This window comes from Mycobacterium sp. EPa45 (genome assembly GCF_001021385.1).
Lineage (GTDB): Bacteria > Actinomycetota > Actinomycetes > Mycobacteriales > Mycobacteriaceae > Mycobacterium.
Map to the genome: position 1 here is coordinate 236,742 of NZ_CP011773.1, position 19,502 is coordinate 256,243.

Sequence of the window (19,502 nt, forward strand, 5' to 3'; positions counted from 1 at the left end):
AGAGGTCAGGCGGTTCCGTCGGCTCCGCCGTCGTGGCCTTCGGGGTTGGCGCCGCCGTCAGCGGTGCCTTCGCCGGCACCATCCGCGGTTCCGTCGGCACCGCCGTCGTGGCCTTCGGGGTTGGAGCCGCCGTCAGCGGTGCCTTCACCGCCGGGGGTGGAGGTGGTCATGTCGTCATCGTCGAGCGCCATGTCGATCCTTTCTCACACGCGCACAAGCGCGGCACACTGTGCAGGGATTGGTTGATTGGGAGTTACCGCACCGACCGAGAACGAAACAGGGCAGAGCAGATGGATGTGTCCGGCTGGCCGCGCCAGCGCGACGGCGTGAGCTGCGGGCCGAGTGTCGCGGTGATGGCGGGCGCACTGCTCGATGCCGACTACGGCGCCGCTTTGCGGGCCGAGCAGCCGCAATCGTGGTTCGACGCTGAACAGGCTCGGGTGCACCGCGCGGTCAACGTGGTGTGGCCGCATGCCCTGGGCACCACCCCCGCCGGAGTGGCACGGGCGATGACCGCGCACAGCGCCGCCCGGGGGGTGCGCTACCGGTGGCGGCCGGCGCGGTGCGGGGACCGATTGGCCGACGTCTGCGACGCGGTGGGCGCGGGGTGGCCGGTAGCGATGCTGATCGGTGCGGGGCTGCCGCGGCATTGGGTGCTGCTGGTCGACATCGACGGCGCCACCCTGCGCTGCTACGAGCCGTCATCCGGGGCGCTGCTGGACGTCGCGATCGGCGACGTCCGGCACGGCCGGTTGACGCGCCTGGGATTTCCGCGCGCGTTCGCGTTCGTGACGCCGCACTGTGTTTGAAGAGGTGGCGAGCGGGCATGCGGGCGTTGACCCCAATTGCGAGGAGAATCCCATGCGCGCAGTGACCTGGCAGGGCCGCCGAAACGTCGCGGTCGACACCGTTCCCGACCCTCAGATCAAGGAGCCGACCGACGCGATCATCCGCGTCACGAGCACCAACATCTGCGGATCCGATCTGCACCTGTATGAAGTTCTCGGTGCTTTCATGTCGCCGGGTGACATCCTCGGCCACGAAGCGATGGGCGTCGTCGAAGAGGTTGGCGATCAGGTCGGTGAGCTCAAAGTCGGTGACCGCGTGGTGATTCCGTTCAACATCTCCTGCGGGCACTGCTTCATGTGTGGTCAGGGTCTGCAAAGTCAGTGCGAGACAACGCAGAACCGCGATCAGGGCACCGGCGCCGCCCTGTTCGGCTATTCCAAGCTTTACGGCGAGGTGGCGGGCGGGCAGGCTGAATACCTGCGCGTGCCGCAGGCCAACTACACCCATATCAAGGTGCCTGTCGGCGGCCCGGACGATCGGTATGTGTACCTGTCCGACGTGTTGCCGACCGCCTGGCAGGGTCTGGAGTACGCCGACGTGCCCGACGGCGGCACGCTGGTGGTGCTCGGCCTCGGCCCCATCGGGTCGATGGCCTGCCGGATCGCGGCGCACCGAAATCGGCACCGGGTCATCGGCGTCGATCTGGTGGCCGATCGGTTGGAGCGGGCACGGCCCTACTGCGACCAGGTGATCGACCTTCGCGACGGAGATGTGGTGGAGCGGGTGCAAGACCTCACCGAGGGGCGCGGCGCCGACTCCGTGATCGACGCGGTGGGGATGGAGGCGCACGGTTCGCCTGTCGCCGAATTCGCCCAGACCGCAGCGGGATACCTGCCGTCACCGGTGGGCCGGGCGGTCATGCGCAACGCCGGTGTCGACCGGTTGGCCGCACTGCATACCGCGATCGCCGTGGTGCGCCGCGGCGGGACCATCTCGTTGTCGGGTGTCTACGGCGGCGCGGCGGATCCGATGAACCTGATGGTGATGTTCGACAAGCAGATTCAGCTGCGCATGGGGCAGGCCAACGTGAAGCGGTGGATTCCGGACATCATGCCGCTGCTCACCGATGACGACCCACTCGGAGTGGACACGTTCGCCACTCATCGGCTGCCGTTGTCGGACGCGCCGAAGGCCTACGAGTCTTTCCAGAAGAAAGCAGACGGCATGGTGAAAGTGGTTCTAAAACCGTAGGTTTGGGGGCCCGGCTGGACGGCTATTCGCCGGCGGCTTCGGCACCGCGCGCGATGAGATCGCCGAGCAGTTGCGCCACAGCCGATTCCACCGCCGCCTCAACCGACGCCGCCAGCGTCGAGCTGACTGCGGTCAGCGCCTGGGTGCGGAAGCGCACCAGGGTGGTGATCAGGGCGGTCACCTCGACGTCATCGGGTACCGCCGCACCGGGGTTCACCTTCTCCAGAACCTCCTCGACACCGGCCTGAACCAGGATGGTGCTGATTTGGTCGAGCAGCGGTGACACCTGCTCGTGGATGTCGATGAGCTTGTCCAGCCGTACCCCGAAATCCCGGATGTCGGTGAGCACGTCGACGAGGGTGGGCCGCACCACCGTGGCTGTCTCCGCGTCGTCGATGCGGATGATGCCCAGCGCGACCAGCCGCTCGAACGCGGCGTCGTCGTCGATCAGCTTCCGCGCCTGCGCCAGCCCCATCCGCCGAGGCTTCTCGGTGGCCCAGCTGCCCGCGATCGCCGATTCGAGCCCGAGCATGTCGCCCAGGTCCTTGCCCTGTTCCCAGGCCGACAGCATTTCGTTGACATGCGAGATGTTGTAGCCCCGGTCAAGCATCGAGGTGATCAGCCGCAGCCGGGTCAGGTGGGTGTCGTTGAACAGCGCGATGCGCCCGACACGCAGCGGCGGGTGCAGCAGACCGCGGTCGCGGTACACGCGGATGTTGCGGGTGGTCGTGCCGGCCAACTGGGCCAGTTCGTCGATCCGGTACTCGCCGGAGGCCGCGGAACCGTGCGGCTTGACCGCGGCGTCGAACAACTGCGACACCGCCGCCTCGACGACGTCCCGGGAACCACGGCGGATCCTGCGCAGAATCCCCGGAATCGGCCCGGTCGGCTGGCGAGGCGGCTTGGTGTCGGACATCCGGGTCAGCCCGTGGGGACCCGGCGCAGTTCGCGCTCGGATGCGGCTCCGAGCGCGCACCTGTCGTAGTCCTCGATCCGGAACCGGCGCATCTGTCGAAGATACTGCGTGGCGAAGCCCGGGAACATCGAGGCGTTGAAACCGTCGGGGGTCAGGTACCAGCTCTGGCAGCCCGTCATCCATGTCGTCTTCGTCAGCCGCTGCTGGAGCCGCTCGTTGTAGCGCCGCTGGACCTCCGGGCGCACGTCGAGAATCCGCAGGTCTTGATTCAGGATGGTCGTGATGCCCGCGACGGCGTAGTCGATCTGGCCCTCGGCATAGACCAGCAGGGAATTGTGGCCGGGGCCGGAGTTGGGCCCGGTCATGAAGAACATGTTCGGGAAGCCATGTGCGCTGGCGCTCTTGTACGCCTGCGCGTGCCCGGACCATTCGTGCTGCAGTGTGCGACCGCCCAGGCCCGTCACCGGAAACGGCGGCCCGGTCAGGTGGACGTCGTACCCGGTGGCGAAGACGATGGCGTCGAGGTGGTGTTCGATACCGTCGCTGGTGCGGATCCCGGCGGGGCTGATCGTCGCGATCGGCCAGTCGATCAGCTTGCAGTTGTCCCGCTGCAATGCGGGGTAGTAGTCGCTGGAGATGAGTAGCCTCTTGCAGCCGGGGGTGAAGCGCGGGGTCAGCTGTCGGCGCAGCCACGGGTCGGATACCGAGGCGCGCAGGTGCAGCCGACCCAGTTTGGCCACCAGACCGGATAGCGGGGTGTCCCACACCAGTGCGGTGGCGCTGGCCTCGTGACCCCAGAACAGCGCCTGGCGCAGGAGTTCCTGTGTGGCAGGCACTTTCGAGAACACAGTGCGGGCCAACGGGTGCAGCTCAACGTCGTAGCGGGGCAGTACCCACCCCGGCGTGCGCTGGAACACCTTGACGAAGGCCGCGGTCTTGACCAGTTCGGGGACGATCTGCACGGCGCTCGCACCGGTGCCGATGACGGCGACTCGTTTACCGGCGAAGTCGTAGTCGTGATCCCAGGCTGCGCTGTGGATCTTGGGGCCGTGGAAGGTGTCGATGCCCCGGATCTGCGGCCAGGTGTGGTCAGCCAGCGGCCCGGCGGCCAGCACCACGGTGCGGGCCTGGAACCGCTCACGGTTGTCGGTATCCGCGGTCCACACGCCGGTGCCTTCGTCGAAGCTGAGCCCGGTGACCTCGGTGCCGAACCGGATGGACGGCCGAAGGCCGTGCCGGTCGGTGAACTCCTCGATGTGGGCGCAGATCTCCGCGCCGGACGGGTAGGCGCGCGACCAGTCCGGATTCTTGACGAAGGAGAAGGAGTACAGCAGCGACGGGATGTCGCAGGCGACTCCCGGGTAGGTGTTGTCGCGCCAGGTACCACCGACCCGGTCGCTGCGTTCGACGATGACGACGTCGTCGACGCCGGCCTCGCGCAGTTTGATCGCCGCACCCAAGCCGCTGAAACCGGCACCGACGATGAGGGTGTCGTGCACGCGGGTGCGCGTGAGCGTCTGCGTGGCCATCTCAGGCCGCCGGCTCGTGGGTCAGTTCCTTGAACCAGGAGGGGATGGGCCGCAGCAGCGCCCTGGGGTAGTAGTCGGACGCCTTGACCAGTGGATTGGCTATCCAGTGGTAGGGATGTCGGGGGTTGACGACCGCCCGTCCGTGGAACTTGAGCAGCTGGTAGGTGGGCACGCGCCAGGTCTTCGAGCCCCGCTCGCCCAGGGTCTGGAACCGCTTCATGGCGTTGTAGAGCTTCTCGGGTTGCAGCCCCATTCCGACGATGTTGTTGCGCATGCGGTTGAGCAGCGGCACGTACATGATCATGCCGATGATGAGGGCGGGGGAAGCCACGTTGCCGGCGAACTGGACGAGCAGGTGGCGCAGATCGCTGTGGCCGATCATGTCGAGCACCGCGAAATCGACTGCGATGTGCCGGGACTCGTCGTTGTTGATCTTTTCGAACACCTGATGGCAGACCGGGTCGTGAACCTCCTCGAGGAGGAACTTGAGCAGCGCGCCGTCGAGGGCCACCTCGAGCATCGGGATCACGGTGCCGAGGATGGACAGCGACATGTCGTCGGCGTAGGTGTCGAGCCAGTCGATGGAGAGGCGGATGTTGACGTTGGGCTCGGGCATCTCGCCGTCGTCGAGCATGCCCCAGCGCTTCATCAGGGCCAGTTCGGCATTGGCGTGACGCTGCTCCTCGGCGTGGAAGTAGCGGTAGATCTCGGCGATCGTCGGGGTGGGCGCCTTCGTGGCCAGGGCGGCGAAACCGCGGGCGCCGATGTTTTCGATCCAGCACAGGTCGGCCATGAAGGCCTTGAGCTTGGGCCGCATCTCGTCGGTGATCGTCTCGGCACCCGGGGCGTCCCAGTCGATATCGGCCAGTGCCCACTGCCGGTCCTTGATTTTGGCGAGCATGGCGTCCATGTCCATGGTGCTGTTGGCCATCAGTCTCTCCTTCTAGGTGGTGACGCGGGTGACGAGGCCGGCGGCGCGGGTGTACACCGTCGGGGTGAATCGTTTGATGCCCCAGCCGATTCGGGCTTCGGGCTGCGGCATGCAATACAGGCCACCCCGGTCCATGGTGTCCAGGCACATGCGGGCCACGCGGTCGGCAGAGAAACCGGTCCACCGCATGAGGCGTTCGGCGAGCTGGGTGGACTGCGCGGAGATGGCGCCGGATTCGGCGCCGGCGCTGACGATGTTGGTCTTGACGAAGGTGGGGCACAGCGCGGTGACGGTGATGCCGGTGCCGGCGAGTTCGGCGGCGAGGGTCTCCGACAGGGACAGCGTCCCGGCCTTGCTGACGTTGTAGGCGGCCATGCCGGGCGCGGCACCGAAGGCGGCCGCGGAGGCGACGTTGATGATCCCGGCGGGCCGTGCGGCGGCCCGCAGGATCGGGGTGAAGACGTGGCAGCCGTGGATGGGTCCCCATAGGTTGATGCCGAGTACCCGCTGCCAGTCGGCGAGGTCGGTGTCGCCGATGCCGGCGCCGCCCGCGCCGACCCCGGCGTTGTTGATCACCAGTGTCGGTGCGCCGCCAAAGAATTCCCGGCTGTGCTCGGCGAGACGGTGGACGTCGTCGATGTCGGTGACGTCGCACCGCACGGCGGCGGCGCCGATGTCGTCGGCGGTGACCCGGGCGGCGGCGAGGTCGATGTCGCTGCACATCACGCGGCCACCGCGGCGGACCAGTTCGCGCGCGAAGGCGGCGCCGATGCCGCTGCCCGCGCCGGTGATCACGGCGTCCGCCGACCGGCTGCGACGGTGGCCGAGGACGGGGAGGGAAAGGGTCATCAGCCGACCTGTCCGACGCGGGAATCATTGTCGCGCAGAGCCTTGGCGATGAACGCGGTGATCTGCGCCATGGCGGGCGCGGCCTCCGGGGTGAGCCGCGGCAGTGCCTGGAAGACGTGCACCTGGTCGGGCCAGATCTGCAGGTGGGAACTGCCGCCGGCAGCGCGCAGGTCCTCGTCGAGGGCCAAGGCGTCGGCGGCGAGCATCTCAGCGCCGCCCGCCTGGATCAGGGTGTGGGGCAGCGGCCGCCCGCCGGCGACGTCAAGCCGCAGCCGGGGATGACCCGGTTCGATTCCGGCGCAGTACAACTGAATCAGCCGTGCCGCGTCGCGGCTGCGGATGGCCGGGTCGGCGCGGACGGCCTCCTGGGATCGGGCCAGGCTGAACGTCAGGTCGAGCAGGGGGGACAGCAGGACGACGCCGGCGGGATGGTCGACCTCGGGTTGCAGGAGCATGTCCACCGTCAGGTGCCCGCCCGCGGAATCCCCGGCGACCACCACGTTCTCGGGCGCGAAGCCGCCGCTGGTGGTGAGCCAGTCCCAGCCGCGGTGGACGTCCTCGGCGGCGGCGGGGAACCGGTGGCGGGGGGCGAGCCGATAGTCGACCGTGAAGACCGGCAGCCCGGTCGAGGCCGACAGCCAGGCGGCGAGCCGACGGTGCGTGCGGGGGGAGCACAGCGCATATCCGCTGCCGTGCACGTAGTAGACGGCCTGCGAGGCGCTGCGCCGGGAGACGCCGCGGCCCCATACCCACTCACCGACGACACGGCCGCCGCCGTGCGCGGTGTCGACCCCGATGGTGGTGGAGCCGGCGAGCGACGGGCCGAAGGTGTCCATGACCCGGGCAATGATCTGGCGGGCGGTCCACAGCCCCCAGGTCTGCTCGGGCGGGAGCACGCTGCCGATCTGGCGCAGGGTCAGGCTGGACAGGGTGGCGGCCCCGCGGGACCGCCACGATCCGCGGTCGGGGAGGCCACCGGCCGTCTCATCGATGAGCACCCTTCGGATGCAATCGCAAATGATGACATTTGTCAATGTCACTATTCTGCGATGTCACAGTAGATGCCTGCATCCACCGGCAGCCGCTGTCGGAGCGCCGAAGGCCTAGGAGACCGCCGAAAAGTAGGACGGCGCGATCAAAGTGGTTGTCAAACCACGGGTTTGGGGCCCAGAAGGGCCAGTGACACCGCGAGCGCGGGCTCGATGATGTCGGTGGCGGGCTCGCCGTCCTCCATGGTCTGTGCGGTCAGCTCACGCAGGCCACCGACCAGGATGACGGCTGCCGCATGCGAGATCGGCGGCAGGCCGGCGGCGCGGAACCCGTCGTTGCCGGACAGGTCGACGATCATGGTGGCGAGCCGGGCGAATCCGCGGCGCAGGGTGGGCCGGGCGTACTCGCCCAGCGCCGGCAGTTCCCGGATCCAGCTCAACGTGATCGCCCGCCGCTCGTCGATGTGGTGGACATAGGTGACGACGGCTTGGCGAATCTGCTCATGCCAGGGCGCCTGCGGGTCGACGGCAGCGCTGATCGTCTCGACGAGTTCGTCGTTGTTGGCGGTGAGCAGTTCGGCGAAGCAGTCTTCTTTGGTGGAGAACTGGCTGTAAAAGGTGCGCTTGGAGGTCCGGGCATGCCGGACGATGTCGGCAACGGTGGAGTCGCGGTAGCCGCGTTCCTCGATCGACGCTGCCAGCCCGTCGAGCAGCCGGCGCCGGAAGTCGTCGCTGCGACCGACGTCGGGCACTTGGGGAACGGCCGCGGTGGTCACCTGACCTCCTTTCGCGCACTGCTCTTGTCAGGTCTGGTACCGAAGGGTACCGTACCCCATAAGCCGGTGGTACAACGCGGTACCACGACAGTTTTGGGAGGGTCTCGCCAATGAGTCAAGCGCCTACCGTCCAACCGTCGGTCCGTGCCGATCCGAAACTGCCGCCGTCGCCTGCACTACCGAACGCGTTGGTCAGCCTGGCATTCATGGTGGCCCGCCGGCCCACGACCGACTGGCTGACCCGGCGCTACGGACGGTGCCTGACGGTGCGGGTACCGGTGTTCGGCAACACCGTCGTCGTGTCGGATCCCGCCCTGACCAAGCAGATCTTCACCACCAGCCCCGACATCCTCTACAACATCCAGCCCAACCTGAGCAGGCTACTGGGACCTGGATCGGTGTTCGCGCTCGACGGCGTCGAGCATCGGGTGCGGCGCAAGCTGCTGACCCCGCCGTTCCACGGCAAGAGCATCCGCGCCTACGAGCAGATCGTGGTTGAGGAGACGTTGCGGGAGATCGAATCCTGGCCGCAGGGAACCGAATTCGAAACCCTCGAACCGATGATGCACATCACCCTCAACATCATCCTGCGGGCGATTTTCGGCGCCGGCGGCTTCGAGCTGCAGCGCCTGCGCGAGCTCATCCCCAAGTGGGTGACACTCGGCTCGCGGCTGGCCGTGCTGCCGTCGCCGAAGCGGGCACTGCCCTGGACACCGTGGGGACGGCTCGTCGAATACCGCAGGCAGTACGAGAGCCTGGTCGATACGTTGATCAGCCGCGCGCAGAACGATCCTCACTTCGAGGACCGCACCGATGTTCTGTCGCTGTTCCTGCGCAGCACCTACGAAGACGGCTCGAGGATGACGCGCGGCGAGATCGGCGATGAGTTGCTGACCCTGCTTGCCGCCGGACACGAGACCACCGCCTCCACGCTCGCCTGGGCGTTCGAGCGGATCTCCCGGCACCCCGAGGTGCTGAGCCGGCTGGTGGCCGAGGCCGAAACCGACGACAACGCCTACCGGCAGGCCACCATCCTGGAGGTCCAGCGCAACCGGACGGTGATCGACTTCTCTGGCCGCCACGTCGCGGTGCCGACCTATGAACTCGGTGATTGGCGTGTGCCGCAAGGCTATTCGGTGATGGTCAGCCTCTGTCAGCTGCACGAGAACCCGGAGATGTTCCCCGCCCCCGAGCGCTTCGACCCGCAGCGGTTTCTCGACACCAAGCTCAACACGTTCGCCTGGGTCCCGTTCGGCGGCGGCACCCGGCGCTGCATCGGCGCGGCGTTCGCGAATATGGAGATGGACCTGGTTCTGCGGACAGTGTTGCGGCACTTCACGATTGCGACCACCAGTGCGCCCGGAGAGAAGTGGCACTCCCGCGGTGTGGCGTTCACCCCGAAGAAGGGTGGGCGGGTCGTGGTGCACCGGCGGTCGTGACGCCGGCGCGCTGAGTGTGCGGCCTCATACGCCGATCACGGCGTGTTGGGTACGAAACCGCACACTCGAGCGCGGGGGTTAGACCTCCGCCCGCTTGGGCAGCTTCCAGCCCGGGCGCGGGAAGTGGCAGGTGTAGCCGTTCGGGTAATGCAGCAGGTAGTCCTGATGCTCGGGCTCGGCATCCCAGAAGTCGCCGGCCGGCGTCACTTCGGTGACGACCTTACCCGGCCACAGCCCGGAGGCGTCGACGTCGGCGATGGTGTCCAGGGCGACCTGCTTCTGCTCGTCGTCGAGATAGAAGATCGCCGAGCGGTAGCTGGTCCCGACGTCGTTGCCCTGCCGGTTCTTCGTGCTCGGATCGTGGATCTGGAAGAAGAACTCCAGCAACGCGCGGTAGTCGGTCTGCGCGGGGTCGTACTCGATCTCGATCGCCTCGGCATGGCCGGGATGATTGCGGTAGGTGGGGTGATCGTTCTGGCCGCCGGTGTAGCCGACCCGGGTGGATACCACGCCGGGCTGCTTGCGGATCAGATCCTGCATGCCCCAGAAACACCCGCCGGCCAGGATCGCCCTCTTGGTGTCGGTCACGCGTCCTCCTTGGAAGTCTCGAACAACTTGGTGTACTCGCCGTAGCCCTGCGCCTCGAGGTCGTCGAGTCCGATGAACCTCAGCGAAGCGGAGTTGATGCAGTAGCGCAACCCTCCCTCGGCACGGGGACCGTCTTTGAAGACGTGCCCCAGATGGCTGTCGCCACCCGCCGAGCGGACCTCGGTGCGGACCATCAGATGACTGAAGTCCCGTTTGGTCACCACGTTGGACTTCTCGATCGGCTTGGTGAAGCTGGGCCACCCGGAGCCGCTGTCGAACTTGTCGACCGAGGCGAACAACGGCTCGCCCGAGACGACGTCGACGTAGATACCCGGCTCGTGGTTGTCCCAGTACTCGCCGGTGAAAGGCCGCTCGGTTCCGTTCTCCTGGGTTACCCGGTATTGCTCCGGGGACAGTGCGGAAACCGCGGCGGGATTGCGGTGATAGTCGTGCGACATATCTGGATCAACCCCACCTGTCGTTCAGATAGTTCCCGTGTCACAGTTCGGTCAGAACCGACGCGCGCTGCAGCCGGCGAGGCTCGGTGTCACAATTGGCCAGCCGGGCAACGATGCCGGGCTTAACCAGGAAAGTTCGACGTCATGCGTCTTCGCCAGATCTGCAGTCCGGTGCACATCAGAGGCGGGATCGCGTGTATCGGGTGAAGCTGCTCGCCTACACCGGCAGCGACTTCCATGGCATGCAACAGATCCGGTTGCTGCGTATCTTTCTGGGCCTCACCACGTTCCTCTACACCTACGGCGTGGTGTTCACCGTCTGGCCGCTGCGCACGGACCTGACCTATGCGAATCCGGCGGGCGGCATCCTGGCGATCGTTCTCGGTGTCGCAGCGCTGATCTGGCTGGTCGTGAAGCCGGACAAGCCAGGGCCCGCGACGCTGGCGGCCATGTTCGCGACGCCGCTGGTGATGGGCTTCCATATCGCTATCAGCGCCGAGTTCGCCTGCCTGATCGCGCCGATGTTCCTGGCGATGTACCTGCGGGCGTTCTATCCACCCCGACGTGCTCTGGTGCTTGTCGGCCTGGTCACGGCGGCCGTGGTGATCGCACTGGCCGTCGCCCCTTTGCGCCCGCTGTTCATCGACTACTTGATCGCCGTCGTCGCGATTCTCGGGGCGAGCGAGTCCTTCGGCCTCGTGATGCGAGCACTGGTCACCAGTGCATGCACCGACCCGCTGACAGGTCTCCTGAACCGAGCCGGTTGGGAGATCGCCACGCGAGATCTGCTGGCGCGCTGGCGATCACCGAAGTCGACGATCTCAGTGGTCGTCATGGACCTGGATGGCTTCAAACAGCTCAACGACACCAAGGGTCATCTGGCCGGCGACCAACACCTGACCAGTCACGCCCGCCGCTGGCGGGATCTGGTGCCGGCCGATGCAGTACTGGCCCGGCTCGGCGGCGACGAGTTCGCCGCGTGTATCCCCGACCGCGCATCGGGCCACACGCCGACCGTCGACCGGTTTGTCGCCGACGTCGCGCAGCACACCTCCGACACGAGCGTCGGGGTGGCGTCGCAGCCCGGTGACACCGCCGATATCGCCGCGCTCTATGCACACGCCGACGCCGGGCTGTACGCCGCCAAGAGCAGGAACCGACGCAAGACCGACCTCTGAGGCGCAATCGGGACCGATCCCGACATCCGTACTAGAACTTGTTCTAGTTTGGTGCGGTGGCGCGATTCTCCCGTGAAGAACTCATCGAAGCATTCGCTGTCTTCGAGAACACCGTCGCCGAGGCGGCCCGCACCCAGGATTGGGACGCCTGGGTGAGTCACTACACCCCCGACGTCGACTACATCGAGCACGCGATGGGCACGATGAAGGGCCGCGACGAAGTGCGGGCCTGGATCACCAAAACCATGAGCACCTTCCCCGGCAGCTACATGACCGAATTCCCCTCGCTGTGGACGGTGTACGACGAAGACACCGGCCGGGTCATCTGCGAGCTGGACAACCCGATGCGCGATCCGGGAGACGGCACGATCATCAGCGCCACCAACATCTCGATCGTCACCTATGCCGGCGACGGATTGTGGTCGCGCCAGGAGGACATCTACAACCCGCTGAAGTTCCTCCAGGCGAGCATGAGGTGGTGCAAGAAAGCCGAGAAGCTGGGCACCCTGGACGAGGAAGCGGCCGCGTGGATGCGTGCCAACGGGGGCATGAAGTGAGCCCCAAACTCGTGATCGGGGCCAACGGGTTTCTCGGTTCGCACGTCACCCGCCAGCTGGTCGCCGACGGGCATCAGGTTCGGGTCATGGTGCGCCCGAACGCCTCGACCATCTCCATCGACGACCTCGACGTGCAGCGCTTCATCGGCGACATCTGGGACAACGATGTGCTGCGCGAGGCGATGACCGGCGTCGACGACGTCTACTACTGCGTCGTCGACACCCGCGGCTGGCTGAGCGATCCCGCCCCGCTGTTCCACACCAACGTCGAGGGCACCCGCAACGTCCTCGATGTGGCCAGAACCGCTGGCCTGCACCGCTTCATCTTCACCAGCAGCTATGTCACCGTCGGGCGCCGCCGCGGCCGGACGGTCAGCGAAGCCGACATCATCAACGACCGCGGGCTCACCCCGTATGTCCGCTCCCGGGTACAGGCCGAGGAACTGGTGCTGCGCTACGCCCGCGAGCACGGCCTGCCCGCAATCGCGATGTGCGTGTCGACCACCTACGGCAGCGGCGACTGGGGCCGGACCCCGCACGGCGCCATCATCGCGGGAGCGGCGTTCGGCAAGCTGCCGTTCGTCATGGGCGGTATCGAATTGGAAGCCGTCGGGGTCGACGACGCCGCACGGGCGATGATCCTGGCCGGCGAGCGCGGCCGGGTCGGCGAGCGCTACCTGATCTCGGAAAAAATGATCAGCAACGCCGAAGTGGCCCGTATCGCCGCCCTGGAGGCCAACATGCCACCACCGGCGAAGACGATCCCGCTGCCGGTCGCGTACGCGCTGGCCGCGCTGGGCACCGCCAAGGCCCGGTTGCAGAAGACCGACGAGAAGTTGTCGCTGGGCTCGCTGCGGCTGATGCGCGCCGAGGGACCGCTGGATTGCACGAAGGCCGTTCAAGAACTGGGCTGGCAGCCGCGCCCGGTGGAAGAGTCCATCCGCGAGGCCGCACGTTTCTGGGTGGGACTACGGGAGGCCAAGCGGCAAGCGAAGGCCGGCCGACCGGATTGAACGGTCGCTGAACCGGTTTGACGGTCAATACGTGTCCCGCGTATGACGCCACGTATCTTCGCCCTGTCCGCCGCTGTCGTGATCGCTGCCGTCTTGCTGGTGGCGGCGTGCTCGGCGGGAACCAAAGCCGCACCGTCGTCCCCGCCTGCGACCGGTTCGACGATCAGCATCACCGACATGAAGTTCACCTCGCCGGCGGCGGTGACGCCCGGAGCCAAGGTCACCGTCACCAATTCCGACGGGGTCGAGCACACCGTCACCGCCGATTCAGGCAACGCGTTCAACGTCGAGGTCGACGAGAAGGGCACGGCCACCTTCACCGCGCCGAGTCAGCCGGGAACCTATGCCTACCACTGCAACTACCACCCGACGATGCACGGACAACTCATTGTTCAGTGAATCGGTCTAGCCTCATCTGGTGCCGAAAATCGACGTCGATCTGCATGGCCCGCCGCAGACGATGCTGGCAACGCTGTATGCCAAAGCCCTTGACGCGCAGCGGGAAAGGCCGATCCTCGGGGATGCCTGGGCCAGGGACGCCGTCGCTCGCCTCGACTACGACTGGGCCAAGACGACCATCACCGACCGGAAGTCACCGTCGGTCACCACCCGTTCGCTGCACTTCGACAACTGGGCCCGTCAGTTCCTGGCTCGCCACGATCGCGCCGTCGTCGTGCATCTCGGCGCCGGTCTGGACAGCCGGGTGTACCGGCTCCACCCGGGTCCGGGGATCGAGTGGTACGACGTCGACCATCCCTCGATCATGGCGTTGCGCGAACAGCTCTACCCACCGCGGCAGCACTACCACCGCGTCGCTGCCTCCGTCACCGAACCCGGTTGGCTCGACCGGATTCCGGCTGACCGTCCGGTGCTCGCCCTGGGCGAGGGGCTGACGATGTACCTGACCGAGGCCGACGGCACCGCTCTGCTGCGCCGTATCGTCGGCCATTTCCCATCTGGCGAGCTGCAATTCGATGCTTTCAGCCGGTTCGGAATCCGCAGTCAGTGGATCAACAGCGTGGTCCGGCGCTCGGGCTCGACACTGCATTGGGGTATCGACGGTCCCGGCGACATCATCGCGGCGGCGCCCGGGGTTCGCCTGCTGGCCTGGCTGTCGCCGTTCGAGGCGGACAGCTTCCGCGAGGTGCCGCGCGAGTACCGGATCATGGCCACGGTCATGGGTGCGGTGCCTGCGCTGAAAATGATGGCGCAGTACCACCGGTACGCGTTCTAGATTCTTGGCATGGCCACGATCAGCGGCGCTGTGTCGCACTGGTACACCGAGCTCCCCCAGCCGCGTCCCGCGCTGCCCGGTGACCGCGACGCCGACGTCTGCATCGTCGGCGCGGGCTACACCGGCTTGTGGACCGCTTACTACCTGAAGCAGGCCGACCCGTCGCTGCGGATCGTGATGCTGGAGGCACGGTTCGCCGGGTTCGGTGCGTCCGGACGCAACGGCGGCTGGCTGTCCGGGCTGGCTCCCGGCCACCGCGGGTTGCTGGCCAGGAAGTACGGCCGCGCGCCCGTGGTCGCCTGGCAGCAGACCCTCAACGCCGCCGTCGACGAGGTGATCGCGGTGGCCTCGCGCGAGGATATCGATGCCGACATCGTCAAGGGTGGCAACCTCGAGGTCGCCCGCAACGCGGCACAGGCCCGTCGACTGCGCGCCGAGACCGACGAAGACCGGGAGTGGGGCACCGACGGCATCGAGACGCTGACGGCCGCCGAGGTCGCTGACCGGATCCGGGTGGACGGCGCGATACTCGGTTCGTTCAACCCGCATTGCGCGCGGATCCAGCCGGCGAAGCTGGCCCGCGGCCTGGCCGATGTCGTGGAACGCCTTGGCGTCACCATCTACGAACAGACCCCCGTGACGACCATCAGTCCCGGCCGGGCCCAGACCCGGCGCGGTGTGGTGCGCGCGCCGATCGTTCTGCGCGCCACCGAGGGCTTCACCGCACGGATGCGCGGGCTGCGGCGACGTTGGCTGCCGATGAACAGTGCGATGATCGCCACCGCGCCGATGTCCGACGACATCTGGGCTCAGATCGGCTGGGCCGGCCGGGAAACACTGGGCGATCTGGCGCACGGGTTCTTCTACGCTCAGCGCACCGCCGACAATCGCGTCGCGATCGGCGGTCGGGCGGTCCCGTACCGTTACGCCTCCCGCATCGACCACGACGGTTCGGTCGGAGCCGACACCATCGCCTACCTGACCCGGGTGCTGAACGCCGCGCTGCCGCAGACCCGCGGGGTGCCGATCGCCCACGGCTGGTGCGGAGTGCTGGGCGTTCCCCGCGACTGGTCGGCCGGTGTCAGCCTGGATCCCGTCACCGGGCTCGGCGAGGCGGGCGGCTACGTCGGACACGGTGTGACAGCGACGAACCTGGCCGGCCGTACGCTGACCGACCTGGTGCTCAAGCGGTCGACCCCGTTGACCGACCTGCCGTGGGTCGGCCACCGCTCGGCCACCTGGGAGCCCGAGCCACTGCGCTGGCTGGGTGTTCGTGGCATGTACACGGCCTACAAGCTGGCCGACCGGCACGAGGCCGGCGGACGGTCTTCGACGTCGCCGATCGCTGTGATTGCGGATGCGATCGCTCGGCGGCCGTAGCGAGGGAATCAACCGACTCGGTCAGGTGTCAGGCGTGCTTAGGCAGGCCTGCCGCTGCTGCCCAGTGGGCTGGCGATCGAAATCTGTGCTCGACATCTAGGCAACCACAGTCCGAGCGCGTGGACTGTGGTTGATCGAAATTGATTCGCGCGCCGCCGTCCGGATCGATGCGAATCCCATGCTGAAGAAAGCGTGTCCGTTGCGCGGCGTGTACCTGCGCCTGCTCTGGGACGCACTGAATTGATCCTGGGGTAGACACTGCCGAGATCGCATGTCAAGGTGTATTGACATCTATCTGTTTAGTACGCAACACACAGGGGAAATAGAGTGCACCGCTCAGCTATGAGAAATTGTCAGCGGTTTTTTGAAACTTACGGAGAACCCCTCGCAACTAATGGTGACGTGACTGTTATAGACATCGGATCACAAGATGTCAACGGGTCACTCCGTGAAGTGACGCCTGCAAATTTCAAATATATTGGTGTTGACATGGTCGCGGGTAAGGGGGTCGATATTGTTCTTGACGATCCATACACGCTGTCGTTGGAATCCGAGAGCGCCGATGCAATAATCTGCAGTTCATGCTTCGAACACTCTGAGATGTTCTGGTTGCTTTTCCTCGAGATAATGAGGGTCCTCAAGCCCACCGGGCTCTTTTATTTGAACGCGCCGTCAAACGGTGCTTTCCATAGGTATCCCGTTGACTGCTGGCGGTTCTACCCTGATAGCGGTAATGCGCTAGTAGCCTGGGGTCGCCGGAACGGCATCAACCCGGTCCTGCTTGAATCGTATATAAGTGGACGGGATAGGGACGGCTTCAACGACTTCGTCGCAGTCTTCCTAAAAGATGAGGGACATGCTGATCTCTATCCAAGCAGAGTGACCTCGACATTCGCCGATTTTGACAACGGCATTTCACACGGTAGCCCATACATATCTAATTTCGGGGAACATCCCAAGAATACTATGGGGCGGCTTATTAGTTTGGCCAACGCCGAGCTGGCGCGAAGAGGTTTGAGGGTCGGTCGGCGGGGGTCGGCCAATGATATTCGGGTATAGCACCTCCCGGAAACGAGCAAATTTACAGTTTGACATCCATCTCAAGCTTCGCGAAACCAATCAAGTTCCACGGTACGGCAATTCGCACGTCACGCCCTCTGCGCAGCAACTCACGACCGACAACAGCCGACGGCGAGATATCGTCACGGCCAACATACTTGCTAGTGCAAATTTCATCGCGGATTGCTCGTCTCTCTGACTGAATCGCCGAGGACGGTACGCAACAACCGGATCGGCTGTAAAATGTTTCGTCAAGGGGAGCAGTCGAGACGATCTGGGGGATCGAGTCGATGGTCAAGAAAAAGTGCTTGGTGACGATTCCTGCGTACGGACGCAACGAGCTCACGCACGCAGTACTGGGCGACGTCATGGCCGAGTCCGATCTCGTGGATCTGTTGATCATCGATAACGGCGGCCACTACGAGGCGGTAGCTGGCGAGTGGGTGAAGCGTCCGGGCCGAAACCTCGGTTGGGCCGGCGCGTCGAACCTGGGATTTCGTACCGCGTTCCATCGCAACTACGAATATGCGCTCACGTTGAACAACGACACGCGCCTGTCGCCGGGCTTCTTCGCTGGTTTGCTCGACACCAGGTTGCCCAAAGACCTAGGACTTGTCGCACCCGTATATAACGACTGGTGGGCGACTCAAGCCTCGACCTACGCAGGCGCGGTCAGCGACTACGAACCACTGGACTACTACCGACGGGTTCCGATGGTCGACGGCACGGCCATGATGATATCGGCGAATGCCTGGGAGACCGTCGGCGGTCTCGACGAGCGCACGTTTGGCCGCTTCGCCTGGGGGTCGGACATCGACTTGTCGATGCGTGTCGCCGCCGCGGGTTTCGGGATCTATGCGACGGAGCGCTCATTTCTCCACCATGAAGGCATGGTCAGCGCAGCCGAGTCAGTTGGCAGGAGGCGTTACTTTTTCAGGGCCCATCGCGACTGTGAGAGGGCTTTACGTCGTCTCTACGGCCGAGCGGCGATGCGCGCACTCAGGAAGTCGCTGCCGGAGCGGACACCGCTCGCGACTCCCGAACCATCAGTCAAGCCCGGCTTTTCGCCGACCCATTCGGATAGTCCGGGTTTGCGCGCCCGATAGGGCTCGGCACCGCTTCGACCGCCCGGCGGCCGTCGCGGGGGAATCATGGGTGCCGGACGGCGTTGCACCGACTACCCCATGAGGAGGACACCGATGAGTACACGTGAGATCAGAGAGCCCACCGCCGCCCACCCGATCACGATCACGCCGACTGGTGGCCGGGTGCAGGTGCGGGTCAACGGCGAACTTGTCGCCGACACCCAATCTGCCCTCGGCCTTGCCGAATCCACCTACCCGATAGTCCAGTACATCCCGCTCGGCGACGTCGATCCAGCTGTGCTGACCTGCACCGACACCCGGACGTACTGCCCATACAAGGGGGAGGCGAGCTACTACAGCGTCACCGCCGGAGGTGCCACGGTCGAGGACGCGATCTGGACTTACGAGCAGCCGTATCCGGCGGTCGCCGCGATCGCCGGGCATGTGGCGTTCTATCCGAACAAAGCCGACATCAGCGTCGTGCCAGACTGATCGGGTGGCCCCGGAAGCGGCGCGGGAACGCACCCTGACCTTCCCCGGTCCTGCCAGCCCGGGGCTGACACTGGCGCCGCAGCGTCGTGGGCCCGGTGACCCGTGCTACCAACTCGATGCCGACCGCGCGATCTGGCGCACGAGTTTGCAACGCACCGGGCCCGTGACCGCCCGGATCTTCTCCGCCGCCCCCGACGCGGTCAGGTGTCAGGCGTGGGGTGACGGCGCCGAAGAGTTCGTCGAGGCGCTGCCCGCGTTGCTGGGCGTTGATGACGAGCCCGGCAGCTACCGTCCGCAGCACCCGGTCATCGAGGCGGCCGCCACACGCGTCCCGCACCTGCGCCTGGGCCGCACCGCGCGGGTGCTCGAGGCATTGATTCCCGCAGTGATCGAACAGCGGGTTCCCGGCGCCGATGCATTTCGCGCGTGGCGGCTGTTGGTCACCAAGTTCGGCACGCCGGCGCCCGGCCCGGCTCCCGCGCGGATGCGGGTGCCGCCGCCGGCCGACGTCTGGCGGCGCATCCCGTCGTGGGAGTTCCACCGCGCCAACGTCGACCCAGGTCGCGCCCGCACGATCGTCGGGTGTGCGCAGCGCGCGGATGCACTCGAACGGCTGTCCGGCCGGCCCGCGGCCGCGGCGCGGGACGCGCTCACCACACTTCCCGGCGTGGGGGTTTGGACCGCCGCCGAAACCGCCCAGCGGGCGTTCGGCGACACCGATGCGTTGTCGATCGGGGACTACCACATCTCCAAGATGATCGGCTGGACCCTGATCGGCCGTCCCATCGACGACGCCGGCATGGTCGAGCTGCTGGAGCCGGAGCGCCCGTATCGCTACCGCGCGGTGCGGCTGTTGGAGGCCAGCCGGCTGGCGTACAAACCGCGCTTCGGCGCCCGACTGCCGGTGCAGCAGATCAGCAATTTGTGACGCCGCTCTTACATGCGGTTACCACCGGGGCACCCCGGGTATGTGGCGAACGAAACCGAGA

Annotated in this window: 22 protein-coding genes; 13 read left to right on the forward strand and 9 right to left on the reverse strand. The window is 66.3% G+C overall.

Annotated features, from left to right (window positions below; genetic code table 11):
• Positions 1-5 precede the first annotated feature (5 nt).
• Positions 6-191, reverse strand: coding sequence for a hypothetical protein (locus AB431_RS01160; RefSeq protein ID WP_047328400.1), 186 nt, complete (start codon positions 189-191; stop codon positions 6-8).
• Between the two features lie 99 nt (positions 192-290).
• On the opposite strand from AB431_RS01160, the gene AB431_RS01165 reads away from it, so the two are divergent.
• Both AB431_RS01165 and AB431_RS01170 read left to right on the forward strand, forming a co-directional pair.
• Complete coding sequence (locus AB431_RS01165; protein WP_047328401.1) at positions 291-809, forward strand: hypothetical protein; 519 nt, start codon at positions 291-293, stop codon at positions 807-809.
• A 52-nt stretch (positions 810-861) separates the two neighbouring features.
• The gene (locus AB431_RS01170) at positions 862-2,040 is read left to right on the forward strand and encodes a zinc-dependent alcohol dehydrogenase (RefSeq protein WP_047328402.1); all 1,179 of its coding nucleotides are present in this window, start codon (positions 862-864) and stop codon (positions 2,038-2,040) included.
• A gap of 22 nt (positions 2,041-2,062) precedes the next feature.
• On the opposite strand, the gene AB431_RS01175 is transcribed toward AB431_RS01170, so the two are convergent.
• From AB431_RS01175 to AB431_RS01200, 6 genes are all read right to left on the reverse strand, one after another.
• Complete coding sequence (locus AB431_RS01175; RefSeq protein WP_047328403.1) at positions 2,063-2,956, reverse strand: MerR family transcriptional regulator; 894 nt, start codon at positions 2,954-2,956, stop codon at positions 2,063-2,065.
• A gap of 5 nt (positions 2,957-2,961) precedes the next feature.
• On the reverse strand, positions 2,962-4,485 hold the full coding sequence (locus tag AB431_RS01180; protein ID WP_047328404.1) for an NAD(P)/FAD-dependent oxidoreductase: 1,524 nt from the start codon (positions 4,483-4,485) through the stop codon (positions 2,962-2,964).
• Between the two features lies 1 nt (position 4,486).
• Positions 4,487-5,416, reverse strand: coding sequence for a hypothetical protein (locus AB431_RS01185; RefSeq protein ID WP_047328405.1), 930 nt, complete (start codon positions 5,414-5,416; stop codon positions 4,487-4,489).
• A gap of 12 nt (positions 5,417-5,428) precedes the next feature.
• The gene (locus tag AB431_RS01190) at positions 5,429-6,265 is read right to left on the reverse strand and encodes an SDR family NAD(P)-dependent oxidoreductase (RefSeq protein WP_047328406.1); all 837 of its coding nucleotides are present in this window, start codon (positions 6,263-6,265) and stop codon (positions 5,429-5,431) included.
• Positions 6,265-7,263 (reverse strand): alpha/beta hydrolase, encoded by a 999-nt coding sequence (locus AB431_RS01195; RefSeq protein ID WP_082135507.1) that lies wholly within the window; start codon positions 7,261-7,263, stop codon positions 6,265-6,267. Before AB431_RS01195 ends, AB431_RS01190 begins: the two co-directional genes overlap by 1 nt.
• Before the next feature lie 149 nt (positions 7,264-7,412).
• Complete coding sequence (locus AB431_RS01200) at positions 7,413-8,030, reverse strand: TetR/AcrR family transcriptional regulator (RefSeq protein ID WP_082135508.1); 618 nt, start codon at positions 8,028-8,030, stop codon at positions 7,413-7,415.
• Between the two features lie 110 nt (positions 8,031-8,140).
• On the opposite strand from AB431_RS01200, the gene AB431_RS01205 reads away from it, so the two are divergent.
• Positions 8,141-9,469, forward strand: a complete 1,329-nt coding sequence (locus AB431_RS01205) for a cytochrome P450 (protein WP_047328407.1) — start codon at positions 8,141-8,143, stop codon at positions 9,467-9,469.
• A gap of 78 nt (positions 9,470-9,547) precedes the next feature.
• Here AB431_RS01205 and msrA read toward each other — a convergent pair whose 3' ends face one another.
• Both msrA and msrB read right to left on the reverse strand, forming a co-directional pair.
• Entirely contained in the window at positions 9,548-10,057 is a 510-nt protein-coding gene (msrA, locus tag AB431_RS01210) for a peptide-methionine (S)-S-oxide reductase MsrA (protein ID WP_047328408.1), read from the reverse strand.
• Positions 10,054-10,515, reverse strand: coding sequence for a peptide-methionine (R)-S-oxide reductase MsrB (gene msrB / locus AB431_RS01215; protein WP_047328409.1), 462 nt, complete (start codon positions 10,513-10,515; stop codon positions 10,054-10,056). The genes msrA and msrB overlap by 4 nt, the downstream gene beginning before the upstream one ends.
• A 203-nt stretch (positions 10,516-10,718) precedes the next feature.
• On the opposite strand from msrB, the gene AB431_RS01220 reads away from it, so the two are divergent.
• The 10 genes from AB431_RS01220 to AB431_RS01265 all read left to right on the forward strand — a co-directional run bounded on the left by AB431_RS01220 (position 10,719) and on the right by AB431_RS01265 (position 19,441).
• Positions 10,719-11,693: a GGDEF domain-containing protein gene (locus AB431_RS01220; protein ID WP_047332952.1), complete on the forward strand. Its 975-nt coding sequence runs from the start codon at positions 10,719-10,721 to the stop codon at positions 11,691-11,693.
• Between the two features lie 56 nt (positions 11,694-11,749).
• Positions 11,750-12,250 (forward strand): nuclear transport factor 2 family protein, encoded by a 501-nt coding sequence (locus tag AB431_RS01225; RefSeq protein WP_047328410.1) that lies wholly within the window; start codon positions 11,750-11,752, stop codon positions 12,248-12,250.
• Complete coding sequence (locus AB431_RS01230) at positions 12,247-13,263, forward strand: NAD-dependent epimerase/dehydratase family protein (protein ID WP_047328411.1); 1,017 nt, start codon at positions 12,247-12,249, stop codon at positions 13,261-13,263. Before AB431_RS01225 ends, AB431_RS01230 begins: the two co-directional genes overlap by 4 nt.
• A 42-nt stretch (positions 13,264-13,305) precedes the next feature.
• Positions 13,306-13,662, forward strand: coding sequence for a cupredoxin domain-containing protein (locus AB431_RS29740; protein WP_047328412.1), 357 nt, complete (start codon positions 13,306-13,308; stop codon positions 13,660-13,662).
• Positions 13,663-13,723: 61 nt separating this feature from the next.
• On the forward strand, positions 13,724-14,497 hold the full coding sequence (locus AB431_RS01240; RefSeq protein ID WP_047332953.1) for a class I SAM-dependent methyltransferase: 774 nt from the start codon (positions 13,724-13,726) through the stop codon (positions 14,495-14,497).
• Between the two features lie 9 nt (positions 14,498-14,506).
• Positions 14,507-15,877, forward strand: a complete 1,371-nt coding sequence (locus tag AB431_RS01245; protein WP_047328413.1) for an FAD-binding oxidoreductase — start codon at positions 14,507-14,509, stop codon at positions 15,875-15,877.
• Between the two features lie 402 nt (positions 15,878-16,279).
• Positions 16,280-16,936: a methyltransferase domain-containing protein gene (locus AB431_RS01250; protein ID WP_200902683.1), complete on the forward strand. Its 657-nt coding sequence runs from the start codon at positions 16,280-16,282 to the stop codon at positions 16,934-16,936.
• 290 nt (positions 16,937-17,226) lie between these two features.
• Positions 17,227-18,042 carry a glycosyltransferase gene (locus AB431_RS01255; protein WP_082135509.1) on the forward strand — a complete coding sequence of 272 codons (816 nt, stop codon included), beginning with the start codon at positions 17,227-17,229 and terminating at the stop codon, positions 18,040-18,042.
• A 93-nt stretch (positions 18,043-18,135) separates the two neighbouring features.
• On the forward strand, positions 18,136-18,513 hold the full coding sequence (locus AB431_RS01260; protein WP_047328415.1) for a DUF427 domain-containing protein: 378 nt from the start codon (positions 18,136-18,138) through the stop codon (positions 18,511-18,513).
• Positions 18,514-18,517: 4 nt separating this feature from the next.
• Positions 18,518-19,441: a DNA-3-methyladenine glycosylase gene (locus AB431_RS01265; protein WP_047328416.1), complete on the forward strand. Its 924-nt coding sequence runs from the start codon at positions 18,518-18,520 to the stop codon at positions 19,439-19,441.
• Positions 19,442-19,502: the final 61 nt, after the last annotated feature.

What these genes read in the sequence shown, in the direction of transcription:
- AB431_RS01190 (WP_047328406.1), bottom strand. Translation starts at nt 6,265, where the DNA reads ATGACCCTTTCCCTCCCCGTCCTCGGCCACCGTCGCAGCCGGTCGGCG.
- AB431_RS01165 (WP_047328401.1), top strand. Translation starts at nt 291, where the DNA reads ATGGATGTGTCCGGCTGGCCGCGCCAGCGCGACGGCGTGAGCTGCGGG.
- AB431_RS01205 (WP_047328407.1), top strand. Translation starts at nt 8,141, where the DNA reads ATGAGTCAAGCGCCTACCGTCCAACCGTCGGTCCGTGCCGATCCGAAA.
- AB431_RS01255 (WP_082135509.1), top strand. Translation starts at nt 17,227, where the DNA reads ATGGTCAAGAAAAAGTGCTTGGTGACGATTCCTGCGTACGGACGCAAC.
- msrB (WP_047328409.1), bottom strand. Translation starts at nt 10,515, where the DNA reads ATGTCGCACGACTATCACCGCAATCCCGCCGCGGTTTCCGCACTGTCC.
- AB431_RS01170 (WP_047328402.1), top strand. Translation starts at nt 862, where the DNA reads ATGCGCGCAGTGACCTGGCAGGGCCGCCGAAACGTCGCGGTCGACACC.
- AB431_RS01185 (WP_047328405.1), bottom strand. Translation starts at nt 5,416, where the DNA reads ATGGCCAACAGCACCATGGACATGGACGCCATGCTCGCCAAAATCAAG.
- AB431_RS29740 (WP_047328412.1), top strand. Translation starts at nt 13,306, where the DNA reads ATGACGCCACGTATCTTCGCCCTGTCCGCCGCTGTCGTGATCGCTGCC.
- AB431_RS01180 (WP_047328404.1), bottom strand. Translation starts at nt 4,485, where the DNA reads ATGGCCACGCAGACGCTCACGCGCACCCGCGTGCACGACACCCTCATC.
- AB431_RS01240 (WP_047332953.1), top strand. Translation starts at nt 13,724, where the DNA reads ATGCTGGCAACGCTGTATGCCAAAGCCCTTGACGCGCAGCGGGAAAGG.
- AB431_RS01175 (WP_047328403.1), bottom strand. Translation starts at nt 2,956, where the DNA reads ATGTCCGACACCAAGCCGCCTCGCCAGCCGACCGGGCCGATTCCGGGG.
- AB431_RS01260 (WP_047328415.1), top strand. Translation starts at nt 18,136, where the DNA reads ATGAGTACACGTGAGATCAGAGAGCCCACCGCCGCCCACCCGATCACG.
- AB431_RS01245 (WP_047328413.1), top strand. Translation starts at nt 14,507, where the DNA reads ATGGCCACGATCAGCGGCGCTGTGTCGCACTGGTACACCGAGCTCCCC.
- AB431_RS01160 (WP_047328400.1), bottom strand. Translation starts at nt 191, where the DNA reads ATGGCGCTCGACGATGACGACATGACCACCTCCACCCCCGGCGGTGAA.